The sequence below is a fragment of the Amycolatopsis sp. NPDC003676 genome (assembly GCF_053587275.1).
Genome location: NZ_JBSFNS010000172.1, coordinates 1 through 12387 on the forward strand (window position 1 = coordinate 1; position 12387 = coordinate 12387).

Sequence of the window (12387 nt, forward strand, 5' to 3'; positions counted from 1 at the left end):
GCTCGACATCGGCGACCAACGCGTCGCGTGGATGGACGAGGCCGGCATTGACGTCCAAGTCCTCTCGATCGCACCGCCGGGAATGCACGGATGCCCGCTGCCGCAAGGCATCGAGTTGAGCCGCGAGGCGAACGACCTCGCCAGCGAGGCCGTCGCGAAGCATCCCGATCGCTTCCGCGCCATGACGACGCTGCCGATGTCCGACCCGGCCGCGGCCCTCGCCGAACTGCAGCGAACCGCGAACGATCCCGCGCACGTAGGGATCATGTCGTACGGCCGCAGCGGCGAGCGCCCCCTCGACGATCCCGCGTACGACGAGTTGCTCGGCGCGGCCGCCGCACTCGGGCGGCCGGTCTTCGTCCACCCGCAGATCCCGGCGGAGCCAGTGCGCCAGGCTTCCTACAGCGGCTTCAGCCCGGAACTCGACCTCGGGCTGGCCACCTACGGCCTCGGCTGGCACTACGAGGCCGGGCTCGCCGTCATCCGGCTGATCCTGCGCGGAACGTTCGACCGCCACCCGGAGTTGCAGGTCGTCCTCGGCCACTGGGGCGAGGTGGTCCTGTTCGCACTCGACCGCATCGACAGCCTGTCGCACACGGCCCCGCATCTCGAACGTCGCGTTTCCGAGTATTTCCGCACGAACATTCACCTGGCGACCAGCGGAATGCTCGTCCCGCGCATGCTGCGCAACGCACTCGAATACACGACCGCCGACCGAATCCTCCTGTCCGGCGATTACCCGTTCCATCAGGTCCAGGCCGCGGCCATCACGGAATTCCTGGAAAACTTGCCGAACCAGGACGACCGGGAAAAGATCGCGCACGCCAATGCGGAAGCCCTTTACGGTCTCCGTTAACGATTGCGCAAATGCTGGTGCCAGGCTTTTCCGTAAGCCTCGCGGTGCCGGTCCGCCGTTGTCGTCCACGAGAATTCCTTGGCGCGCCGTTGCGCCGCGGAAGCGAGCACTGAACGACGCGACGGATCGGCCAGCAATTCCGTCAACGCCGCGGCGACATCGCCCGCACCGACGCCGCAGTACGCCACCGCGTCCCCGCCGACCTCCGGCAGCGACAGCCGGCGCGTGGTCAGTACTGCGGCACCGCAGGCCATCGCCTCGAGAACCGGCAGCCCGAAACCTTCGCCGAGGCTCGGATAAGCCACAAGTTCCGCTCCGCCAAGGAATCCGGCGAGCGTGCCGAACGGCAGGTACCCCGCGCGAATCACCCGAAGCCGGTGCGGCACCGCGTCCAGCGCGCGCTCCACCTGGGTGTCCCAGCCGGGCTGCCCGGCGAGCACGAGCGCCGGGGCGTCTCGCTGCCCGGCGACCGCGCGGGCGTAACCGCGGATCAGCGCGGGCACATTCTTCCGCGGTTCGAGCGCCCCGAGGAACGCGATGTAAGGCGTCGCGCCGAGCCCGACCGCCTCCCGCGCCGCCGCGATCTCTTCCGGGGACGGCGGATGAAACCGTTCGCTGTCGACGCCGTGATGGATGATCTCCATCTCGGCTCGCCGCACCGGGCTCACCCGGGCCAGTTCTACCGCTGTCGCGTGACTGGGGACTACGCAGAGTGTTGCCCGGCGCAGCGCCGTAGTGGTCCAAGCGCGGAAGAAACGGGCCTTGACGGACGAGTGCAGGACGGCGTCGGTGAAGAACGTCGCGTCGTGCAGCGTGACCACCGAAGCGGCCCCGCTGGCGAGCGGCATCGTGTAGTGCGGCGAGTGCACGACGTCGGCGGCGAGCCGGCGCACCAGCCGCGGCAGGGTGGCCTGTTCCCAGGTCAGCCGAGCGGTGCGCGTCGAGGTCGCGGGCGATGCGGCGACAATCCGGGAGCTGGGCGCGAGCTGGCCGTAGAGCGGCAGGTCGCGCGGCTGGCAGACCACCGTCAGCCGGGCCCCGTCCTGGTCGAGCGCGCCGACGAGCGAGTCCACGTATCGGCCGACCCCGCCCCGATCCGCGGGCACCGCGGTCGCGTCGATCAGCACACGGGGATCACCGGTCACGAGTGCAGCGTACGGCGATCACCCACCGCACAGGTCAGGAACCGCCAAACTGCCGCCAACTCCGGGGAGGTCCACCCTCGCCCACCTGCGCTCACCCGTCTGGGTTCACCCGACCGTGTGACCTCGGTGGTTCTGTCTGACTGTCCGCCCGGCCGCCGTAGCCGAGCTTCGACAACGGCACCGCGCCCCTCGGCTCGACCGCCGACGCGCCCGCCCACAGCCCGCGCCTCGGCTTCGCCCGGCCCGGGTCGCCTCGCGAGACCCGTCAGCTCGACCGCCGACGCGCCCTCCCACAGCCCAGCCCCGCGGCTTCGTCCGGCCCGGGTCGCCTCGCGAGACCCGTCAGCTCGACCGGCGATGCGCAGCCCACACCGCCTCCGCCGCAGCCCGCCACGTGAACGTCCGCGCCCGCTCGCGTCCGAGTTTCGACAGCTCCGCCGCCTTGTCCGGCGACAGCAGCACCTCTTTCAGCGCCCGAGCCAGCGCATCAGCGTCCCCGCGCGGCACCACCAGCCCCGCCCCGCCGGATACCTCCACCAGCGCCGGGACGTCCGTGTGCACCACCGGCACCCCGATCGCCATCGCTTCCAGCAGCGGCAGCCCGAAGCCCTCGGCGAGGCTCGGCATCGCCAGCACGCTCGCTCCGCGCATCGCCGTCGCCAGCTGGGCGTCGGTCACCTTCCCCAGCACCCGCACCGATTTCAGGCCGCGGTCGGCCGCCAGCCGCACCGGGTCGATGCCGCCCCAGCCGGGCTGGCCGGCGAGCACGAGGCCGACGTCGCCGACCTCGTCCGTGCCGTCGAGCTGCGCCACCGCGTCGACCAGCACGTCCATGCCCTTGCGCGGTTCGATCGTGCCGACCGCCAGCACGTACCGCGACGGCAGATCCAGCTGAGCGGACCCCTCCGGCACGGTCACCCCGTGCGGCACGACCCGCACCGGAACGTCCACGTCCAGCAGCACCGCCAGCTCGTCGGCGACCGCGCGGGTCGGCACGATCAGCCCGGACGACCGCCGCGCGGCCCGCGCGATCATCGACCGGTGCCAGCTGACGCCGCGTGCGGTCAGGGTCTCCGGATGCGTCCACGGCACGGTGTCATGCACCGTGACGGTCAGCGTTCGCCCAGCCGGGGGACGGGGCGGCGCGAACGGGGTCGGCGCGTGCACCGCGTCACCGCCCGGCCACCAGCGCAGGCCAAGCTGCCACAGCGCGACCAGCGCCCTCGGCGGCAGCGGCAGCACGCGCGGTCCCTCGACGCCCTCGATCCGCGCCGCGGAGACGTCCGCGTGCCGCGCGACCACGCTGGACACGGTCCAGCCGGGCGGCGCGGTGCGGGCGAGCGCGGGCAGCAGTTCGGCGGTGTACCGGCCGGTGCCACCCGGAACGGGGGCGAGCAGTTGCTCGGCGATCACGACCAGTTCGGGCACGCCGCTATTCTCTCCCAGGTGACCAGCGAGGAATCCGGCACCACCGTCGTCGTGGTGACCTGGCGTGGGGAAGACCACCTCGCCGCGTGCCTCGACGCGCTCGCCGCCCAGGACCGTCCACATCGGACACTCGTGGTCGACAACGCCTCAACCGACGGCACCGCAACGATTCTGGCCGCGCACCCGAGCCGTCCAGAGGTGCTCAGGCTGCGAAGGAACACTGGATACGCCGGTGCGATGGCTCACGCGCTCAGCCGGATCGACACCCCGCGGGTCGCCTGGCTCAACGACGACGCCGCTCCCGAACCGGACTGGCTCGCGGTCCTCGAAGACAACCTCGAAAGTCAGCCGCTCGCCGCCGCCGTCACGTCCCGGCTCGAACTGCCCGACGGCAGCACCCAGTCCACCGGCGTCCGCCTCACCGCCGACGGTCACGGCGCCGACCTCACCGAACCCAGCGACGAGGTCTTCGGCTTCTGCGGCGGCGCCGCGCTGCTGCGCACCGAGGCCGTGCGCGCGGTCGGCGGGGTCCCGGCGAGTTTCTTCTGTTACTACGAGGACACCGACACCGCGTGGCGGCTTCGACTGGCTGGATGGCACGTCGTCGCCGCGCCGAAGGCACGCGTCCAGCACCTGCACGGGGCCAGCACGAACCCTGGCTCACCGCAATTTCACCGGTGGAATGAACGCAATCGTTTGCTCATGCTGTTGCGCTGCGCACCTACGAAAGTCGCATTCCGCGAACTGGCCCGCTTCGCCGCGATCACCGCTTTGCTGCCGCTGCGCGGGCACCGTCCGGACGCGGCGAACTTCGACCCGGCGCTGCGATTGCGCGTACTGGCGGAGATCTTTCTCCGGCTCCCCCGCACCCTGCGGGAACGCGGTCGCGTAACCCGGATCTCGGCGCTGGGCCGAGGCGCGATCTGGGAAGCCTGGGCTGGCCTTTAAGCTGGGCGGAAATTCGACGGAGGAGCTCGTCTTGGCAGTGGGGGACCCGCAACCGCTCGTCTCGGTGATCGTGGTGAATTACCGCGGCGCCGACGACACCATCACCTGCCTGCGGGCGCTGCGAGCCGACCTGGACTACGCGAATGTCGAGCTGATCTGCGTCGACAACGCTTCCGGCGGCGACGACGCGGCCCGCATCCGCGCCGCGGCGCCTGATGTCCAGCTCATCGAATCGCCGGTCAACACCGGTTTCGCCGGCGGCTGCAACCTCGGCGCGCAGCACGCGAACGGCACCGTCCTCGGCTTCCTCAACAACGACGCGCGCCCCGCTCCGGCCTGGGTCTCCGCGGCCGTCGCCGAACTGCGCGCGCAGCCGACCGTCGCCGCGGTGGCGAGCAAGGTCGTCGACTGGGAGGGCACCGGCACGGACTTCGTGGACGCGGGTCTGACTTGGTTCGGCATGGGCTACAAGCGCCACGCCGGCAGCCCGCTCGCGGAGGTGCCCGAGGCCGAACACGACGTCGCCAAGGACGTTCTCTTCGGTACCGGTTCGGCGCTGTTCGTACGTGCCTCGGTGTTCGCCGAACTCGGCGGTTTCGACGAGCGCTTCTTCATGTTCTACGAGGACGTCGACCTGGGCTGGCGACTCAACCTGCGCGGCTGGCGCGTCCGTTACGTGCCGGAATCGCTCACCTATCACCGCCACCACGGCACCATGTCCGCCGTCGACGCACCGGACACCGGCCGCGAGACCTTCCTGCTGGAACGCAACGCGCTGGCCGCGCTGTACAAAAACCTCTCCGACGAATCGCTCGCCCGCGCCCTGCCCGCCGCACTCGCGCTGGCCGTCCGCCGCGCGACCGCGCGTGGCGGCATCGACCCGGAGCAGCTGAACCTGGAGAAGGGCGTCGGCCCGGTCGACACCTCCGACGTCGCGGTCCCGCGCACCACCCTCGCCGGAGTCTTGGCGGTGGACCGATTCGTCGAGATGATGCCCTCGCTGGCCGAGTCCCGGGCTGTCGAGCAGGCGGCCCGCGTGCGCACCGATGCTGACCTGCTTCCGTTGCTGCGCAAGGCACTTGAGCCCGCGTACCCGCTGCCGGACTACCTGCGCGCGCACGAGATTCTGGTCGAAGCGTTCGGCATCAAGGACGTCTTCGGCCAGCGCCGCAAGATCCTCGTCCTGACCGGTGATTCGATCACCGAGCGGATGGCCGGCCCCGCGATCCGGGCGTGGAACATCGCCTCGACGCTGTCGGCCGAGCACGACGTGCACCTCATGACCACCAACCCGCTGGTCTCGCCTCCGCCCGCGGCCTTCCGGGTCAGCTCGGGCAAGCACCGCGATCTCGACGGCCCGATCGAATGGGCGGACGTCGTGATCCTGCAGGGCCACGTACTGGAACTGGCCCCGTCGCTGAAGAAGCAGCACGAAAACAAAATCGTGGTGGCGGACGTCTACGACCCGATGCACCTGGAGCTGCTGGAACAGGGCAAGGACGCCCCCGACGACCAGCGCGCTCTCGACCTGGCCGGTGTCACCCGAGTCCTGGACGCTCAACTCGAACGCGCCGATTTTTTCCTCTGCGCTTCGGAACGCCAGCGACACTTCTGGCTAGGCCACCTAGCCGCACTCGGCCGCCTGTCCCCGCGCCTCTACGACGCCGACCCGACCACCCAGTCGCTGCTGGCCGTCGTCCCCTTCGGCCTCTCCCCCCAAGCCCCGACGCGCACCGGCCCCGGCCTGCGCTCCGCTCTTGGCATCGGCGAGTCCGACCGCGTCGTCCTGTGGGCAGGCGGCGTCTACAGCTGGTTCGACCCGCTGACCCTGATCCGCGCCTTCGACCTGCTCCGCCACCGCCGCGACGACGCCCGTCTCGTATTCCTCGGCATGAAGCACCCGAACCCCGAGGTCGCCGAAATGGACATCGGTGCCCGGACGGTGCGGCTCGCGGATTCCCTGGGCCTCACGGACAAGAACGTCTTCTTCAACGAACAGTGGGTCCCGTATTCGGACCGCCAGAACTGGCTTCTCGACGCCGACTGCGGTGTCACCACGCATTACGAACACGTCGAGACCACTTTCGCTTTCCGCACCCGGGTTCTGGACTACCTGTGGGCTGGCTTGCCGATCGTGACGACGGACGGGGATGCCTTCGCTGATCTCGTCCGAGCGGAGAACCTCGGCGTCGTAGTCCCCGCCGAAGACGCCGGCGCTTTGGCGGATGCGCTAGAGAAGTCCTTGTACGACCGGGAATTCGCCGACGCGTGTGTTGAACGAATCCGAGTGGTCGCCCAGCGATACGCCTGGCCTGAGGCGCTGAAACCGTTGGTGGAGTTCTGCCGCAACCCGCGTCCCGCCGCCGACCGCCTGCCCGGTGGTGCGGACCTCACGGTTAGCGACCCGGTACGCGGCTCTGCGCTGGTACGGCGGGATCTGGCCCTGGTGCGCGAATATCTCGCCGCTGGCGGGCCGGGAGAATTGGCGAGGCGAGCAGCGGGACGGGTCACGAAGGTGGCGCGGGAACGGTTGCGCCGTGGCTGATCGTCCGCTGCGCGTCCTGCTGGACGGCACCCCTCTGCTCGGTTCCCGGACGGGGATTGGCCGGTACACGGCAGCGCTGAGCGAAGAGCTGGCTTCGATGTCCGAAGTGGACCTTCGCGCCGTCGCGTTTACTTTGCGGGGCTGGCGGAAGTTGCGGCATGTACTGCCGCATGGGGTTCAAGCTCGGGGAATGCCGGTTTCCGCTCGCCTTTTGCGAACCACCTGGCTGCGTACCCAGTTGCCACCGGTGGAATTGTTCGCTGGCCCCACTGATGTTGTTCATGGCACGAACTTCGTTCTCCCTGGCCGTCTCCGCGCTGCTGGTGTTCTGACCATTCACGACCTGGCTTTCATCGACGCTCCTCAGGAACTGGCCCACTCTGACCGGACCCTGCCTGAACTGGTCCGGCGTGGTGCGCACCGGGCGAATGTCATCTGCACGCCGACCGAGGCTGTTGCGGACTCGGTCGCCGAGAAGCTGGATGTCGATCGGTCGAAGATCATCGCCACGCCTTTGGGGGTGAATCCGGCTTGGTTCACTGCTCGGCCGCCGGATGATGGGGTGCGAGCGAAGCTGCGGTTGCCGGAGAAGTACCTGTTGTTCGCTGGTGCTGCCGGACCGCGCAAGGGGCTGGACTGGCTGGCCGCTGCCCATGCCGCCGCGCCGGATTTGCCGCCGCTGGTTTTCGCTGGGCCTGGGCCGTTTCCGAGGCTGCCGAGGTCCGGGCAGACTGGGTATCTGTCCGATGTGGACCTTCGGACTGTGGTAGCTGGTGCTGCTGCCCTTGTGCTTCCTTCGCGGGATGAAGGCTTCGGTTTGCCTGTCTTGGAGGCGATGGCCTCGGATGTTCCGGTCGTTTGCACGGACATTCCCGCTCTGCGCGAAGTTGCGGGAGACTGCGCCACTTTGGTTCCGTATGACGACGTTGACGGACTCGCGGAAGCTCTGCGCCAAGCTGTAACCGATCCCCACGGCCTGGCGACGTCCACCGCCCGTAGGACTCATGCGGCCAGTTTTACCTGGCACAACACCGCGCTACGCACACTCGCTGCTTATCGCCAGGCTACTGAAGTGTAGCTGGGCATAAACCCGGCGAAGCCGGGGAAAGAACCTCCAAGACAAAGGCACCCCGAGCCGTAATTGTGCTGACGGTCTGGGGGTGCTTGTCAAGGCGGGAAAGATGCCTTGACAAGCACCCCCGCGCCGTGTTTTTGGCTTCGTATCGGGGTGCGGGGGGTGTGGCTGCCTTGATCGGGTGCATCGGCTGCGGTTCGTGGGTGGTGGGGCTGGCGCCCCAATGCGGCATTGGGTGCGTCGGATGCACCGAACGCCACGTTGGGTGCGTCGCGTGCACCGAAAATGCCACGTTGGGTGCGTCGCATGCACCTAATGCCGCACTGGGGCGCATCGCGGTGGCGGTGGCGGGTTCTTGCACGCGGAGCGTGCGAAGCGGGCGGGGGCAGGCTGTGAAGGGCTCCTTGAGGGAATCTGGGGCCGTGAAGGGGCCCCTCGGGGACTGCGGCGGGTCGTGAGGGGAACCCTGAGGGAATCAGATTCCCTCAGGGTTCCCCTCACAGACGTTCGGCAAGGGCGGGAGCGCAGGTGAACAGAGGGGCAGGCAACAGCCATTTCACTGCGGCCTGGGCAGACTCTCCCTAGGCTTGGGTATCGTCCACCACCAGCCGTCCTGAACGCTTCCCGGGGAATGATGACCGACCAGCCGAACGCTAATCCTGACCAGTCCGGTGCCGTCGGAACGGACCGGTTGGGTCCTCGGCCGCTTGAGCGGCCTGCGGTGGATCAGCAGCAGGCGGCTGTCTTCGGGCGTCCGCACGGGGTCGAGGGGGCGTTCGACAAGCTTTACACCCCGCCGCCCAACGGGAATGGGCAGCAGAAGCTCAGTCTCGCGCCGCCGACGCCCGAATCTCTCGCCGAGGCGTTCAGTAGGCCTGCGGGGGCCGAGGGGGTGCGGTTGCAGCGGCCGCTCGAGGCGGCTGGGGAGAATGGCGCCGCGGAAGATCCGTTGTGGACTGACACCAGCGATCCTTGGCGGGATCCGGCGGCTGGGGCCGTGCTGGCGGGGCCTGCGGTGGTCCCGGACGAAGACGAGGGTGAGAAGCCGAAGCTGCCCAGCGGTGCGCAGTTGAGCTTGCCTGAGGTGTTGTTCGGGCGGCGAGTACAGCCGAAGGCGTTGGCGTTGCTGGGGGTCGTCGCGTTGTTGATCGGCGCGGTCGGCGGGCTGGTCGGCTGGTGGGTCGGGGACACCGGGTCCTCGTTGACCGGCAGCGCCACGATTTCCGAGGCGGATGCGGCCAAGGAGCGGCCGCCGGGGTCGCTCGCGGACATCGCGCGGCGGGTGGCGCCCGCGGTGGTTTCGCTCGAGGTGGTCAAGCCTGGTGCGGACAGCGGCGAGCAGGGTTCCGGCGTGGTGATTGATCCGCAGGGGTACATCCTCACGAACGAGCACGTGGTCGCGACTGCGGTGGGGGACGCGGCTACGAAGATCACGGCGGTGTTCAACGACGGGACCCGCACCGAGGCCAAGATCGTTGGCGCGGATCAGAAAACCGACCTCGCCGTGGTGAAGGTCAATGTCACGAATCCGGTCGTGATGCAGGTCGGCAAATCGTCCGATCTGCAGGTCGGGGACGCGGTGATCGCGGTCGGGTCGCCGCTGGCGCTGCAGAACTCGATCACCTCGGGCATCGTCAGCGCGCTCGACCGGCCGGTCACCGCGGGCGGCGACAACGGGGCGGCTCCGGTCACCTACTCCGCCATCCAGACCGACGCCGCGATCAACCACGGCAACTCGGGCGGGGCGCTCGTCGACTCGAGGGGCGCGCTGGTCGGCATCAACTCCGCGATCCGCTCGTCCAGCTCCGACGGCGGCAGCATCGGCATCGGGTTCGCCATTCCCAGCGACTACGCCATAAAGATCGCCAAGGCGCTGATCAAGGACGGCAAGGTCAAGCACGCCGACATCGGGATCAACGCGGCCTCGACGGTCGCCGGATCGTCGACGATGGGCGCGCAGGTCCGCAACGTCGCCCCGGGCGGTCCGGCCGCGGGCGCGGGGATCAAGGAAGGCGACGTGATCACCAAGATCGGCGACCACGTCGTGCGCGACTCCGCCGAGCTGACCGTCGCGGTGCGCAGCCACGACCCGGGCCAGGTGGTCCCGGTGCAACTGGCCCGCGACGGCGCGCTGCTGGTGGTGGACGTCACGCTCGGATCGGACTGACACCCGTTCTTACTAATCCGGCCAAAAGTAGGCCGACCCCCCCGTGTGGCACGTAACCGTCGCTACGAAAGTCATTCGGCCGTGGCTGTGGCCGGGTTAGTAACGATCGGCACAGTAGCTGCCGTGCGACGTTCGGGCCTGCCGGGACGCGAAACGGCCCGGGTAGTCTTGGGCGGGGCAGCACCGAGCGGAGGTTCACGGGTGTTCGACAGTGTCGGCTGGGGCGAGATCCTCGTGCTCATCATCGCGGGGCTTTTCATCCTCGGGCCCGAACGGCTGCCCGAAGCGGCGGCCTGGATGGCGAAGAGCGTCCGCAAGGCCCGCGACTTCGCGACCGGCGCGCGCGAGCAGCTGCGCGAGGAGATGGGCCCGGAATTCGACCAGCTGCGCAAACCCCTCGAAGACCTGCGCGGCCTGCGCAACCTGGATCCGAAGCGGGTTGTGACGCAGCATTTGTTCGACGGGGACTCGGATCCGCTGGGGTTGAACGGGTTCAAGAACGACCTCAACGGTTCCAACGGGAACGGGAACGGGTCGAGTGGGGCGCCGACGATCAAGCCGCAGACCGCGCTCCCGCAGCCGGAGCCGTTGAAGCCGGGCGAGCGTCCGCCGGTCGATCCGGACGCCACCTGATCCTTCGTGCGCGGCGATCCCGGTGAGAACCGTGATCGCCACTCACGCCCGGTTCGCGACTGCGCGACCTGCGCAAACCTCTCGAAGACCTGCGTAGCCTGCGCAATCTCGACGCGAAGCGGATCCGCTGGGGTTGAACGGCAACGGGAACGGGAACGGGTCCAACGGGGTGCCGACGATCAAGCCGCAGACCGCGCTCCCGCAGCCGGAGCCGTTGAAGCCGGGCGAGCGTCCGCCGGTCGATCCGGACGCCACCTGACCAGCGAGGTACGCGGCGATCCCGGTGGGCCAAGCCGACGCGCGACGCGCTGATCAGGCTGGGTAGCCTCAGGAGCATCAGCTCAACCGACCCTGGAGGTTCCCGATATGTCACGCCGTGCGGCTGCGCTGGCCGGAACGATCGCTGCGGCCGCCTTCGCCGTCGCCGGGTGCAGTGCCGACGACGAGCCCAGCACCAAGGCGCCCGCCACCTACACTTCGGTGCCTGCCCCGGCGATGCCGTCCTCGTCGGCTCCGGCCAGCAGCCAGGCGAGCGCTCCCGGGAACGGCAGTGCCACCGGTGAGCAGCCGAACGTCAAGCGCGGCGCGCAGACCGGCGAGGCGGGCGTCGATGTGCTGGTCACCGTCGCCTTCCAGGGCGGGAAGGTCACGCCGCCGGCCGGGGTCGTCGACGTCAAGGTCGGCAACAAGGTGAAGATCATCGTGTCGTCCGACCAGCCGCAGAACATCGACGTCCAGGACCAGCCGGACAAGTCGGGCGACGTGTCCTCGAAGAAGCCCGAGGACATCGACTGGACAGTGACGAAGCCGGGCGACACCAAGGTGACGCTCCGCGAGTCCGGCGCCCTCCTGGTGACCGTGCACGCCTCCTAAAGGCAACAAAAAGAGGCGTGCACCCGCGAAAGGGTGCACGCCTCTTCTTCTGTCCAAATAATCAGCGACCGGCCGGGCTCACGTTCAGCATCATCCCGGCCAACCCGCGCGCCCGGACCGACAGCTGCTTCGCCGCGTCCTTCAGCACCAGCGACGCCGGGGCCTCCGGATCGGACAGCACGATGGGGGTGCCCTCGTCGCCCTGTTCGCGCAGGCGCGGGTCCAGCGGGACCTGGCCCAGCAGCGGCACTGTCGAACCCACCGACTTCGACAGCGAATCCGCGACCGTCTGGCCGCCGCCCGCGCCGAAGACCTCGATCCGTTCGCCGGTCGGGGTTTCCAGCCACGACATGTTCTCGATCACGCCCGCGACGCGCTGCCTCGTCTGCATCGCGATCGCGCCCGCGCGCTCGGCCACCTCGGCGGCGGCCTGCTGCGGCGTGGTCACCACGAGGATTTCCGCGTTCGGGATCAGCTGCGCCACCGAAATCGCGATGTCGCCGGTGCCCGGCGGCAGGTCCAGCAGCAGGATGTCCAGGTCGCCCCAGAACACGTCGGCCAGGAACTGCTGCAGCGCGCGGTGCAGCATCGGGCCGCGCCACACGACGGGGGTGTTGCCCGGCGTGAACATGCCGATCGAGATCACCTTCACGCCGTGCGCCTGCGGCGGCATGATCATCGTGTCGACCTTGGTCGGCTTCTCGCGCGCGCCCAGCA

General features: G+C 69.2%; 10 protein-coding genes. 7 read left to right on the forward strand and 3 right to left on the reverse strand.

The window, feature by feature from the left end; genetic code table 11:
- Positions 1-856: amidohydrolase family protein (locus ACWDNU_RS42870; protein ID WP_449673073.1), on the forward strand; the 856-nt coding region annotated here is incomplete at its 5' end.
- Here ACWDNU_RS42870 and ACWDNU_RS42875 read toward each other — a convergent pair.
- Positions 853-1983: a glycosyltransferase family 4 protein gene (locus ACWDNU_RS42875; RefSeq protein ID WP_370940567.1), complete on the reverse strand. Its 1131-nt coding sequence runs from the start codon at positions 1981-1983 to the stop codon at positions 853-855. The two genes, ACWDNU_RS42870 and ACWDNU_RS42875, sit on opposite strands and share 4 nt — an antisense overlap.
- A 360-nt stretch (positions 1984-2343) precedes the next feature.
- Entirely contained in the window at positions 2344-3429 is a 1086-nt protein-coding gene (locus tag ACWDNU_RS42880) for a glycosyltransferase family 4 protein (protein WP_449673074.1), read from the reverse strand.
- 18 nt (positions 3430-3447) lie between these two features.
- On the opposite strand from ACWDNU_RS42880, the gene ACWDNU_RS42885 reads away from it, so the two are divergent.
- The 6 genes from ACWDNU_RS42885 (at position 3448) to ACWDNU_RS42910 (ending at position 11670) form a co-directional block, all read left to right on the forward strand.
- The gene (locus tag ACWDNU_RS42885) at positions 3448-4377 is read left to right on the forward strand and encodes a glycosyltransferase family 2 protein (protein ID WP_449673075.1); all 930 of its coding nucleotides are present in this window, start codon (positions 3448-3450) and stop codon (positions 4375-4377) included.
- 31 nt (positions 4378-4408) lie between these two features.
- Complete coding sequence (locus ACWDNU_RS42890; RefSeq protein WP_449673076.1) at positions 4409-6922, forward strand: glycosyltransferase; 2514 nt, start codon at positions 4409-4411, stop codon at positions 6920-6922.
- The gene (locus ACWDNU_RS42895) at positions 6915-8000 is read left to right on the forward strand and encodes a glycosyltransferase family 4 protein (RefSeq protein ID WP_449673077.1); all 1086 of its coding nucleotides are present in this window, start codon (positions 6915-6917) and stop codon (positions 7998-8000) included. The genes ACWDNU_RS42890 and ACWDNU_RS42895 overlap by 8 nt, the downstream gene beginning before the upstream one ends.
- Positions 8001-8631: 631 nt before the next feature.
- A complete protein-coding gene (locus ACWDNU_RS42900) occupies positions 8632-10164 on the forward strand; it encodes a trypsin-like peptidase domain-containing protein (protein ID WP_370940275.1) in 1533 nt (510 codons plus the stop codon).
- A gap of 201 nt (positions 10165-10365) precedes the next feature.
- Positions 10366-10797 carry a Sec-independent protein translocase protein TatB gene (gene tatB, locus ACWDNU_RS42905; protein WP_449673078.1) on the forward strand — a complete coding sequence of 144 codons (432 nt, stop codon included), beginning with the start codon at positions 10366-10368 and terminating at the stop codon, positions 10795-10797.
- Between the two features lie 366 nt (positions 10798-11163).
- Positions 11164-11670 carry a hypothetical protein gene (locus ACWDNU_RS42910; RefSeq protein ID WP_370940273.1) on the forward strand — a complete coding sequence of 169 codons (507 nt, stop codon included), beginning with the start codon at positions 11164-11166 and terminating at the stop codon, positions 11668-11670.
- A gap of 61 nt (positions 11671-11731) precedes the next feature.
- Here ACWDNU_RS42910 and ACWDNU_RS42915 read toward each other — a convergent pair.
- Positions 11732-12387 (reverse strand): P-loop NTPase (locus tag ACWDNU_RS42915; protein WP_449673079.1); only part of this gene is annotated, 656 nt, incomplete at its 5' end.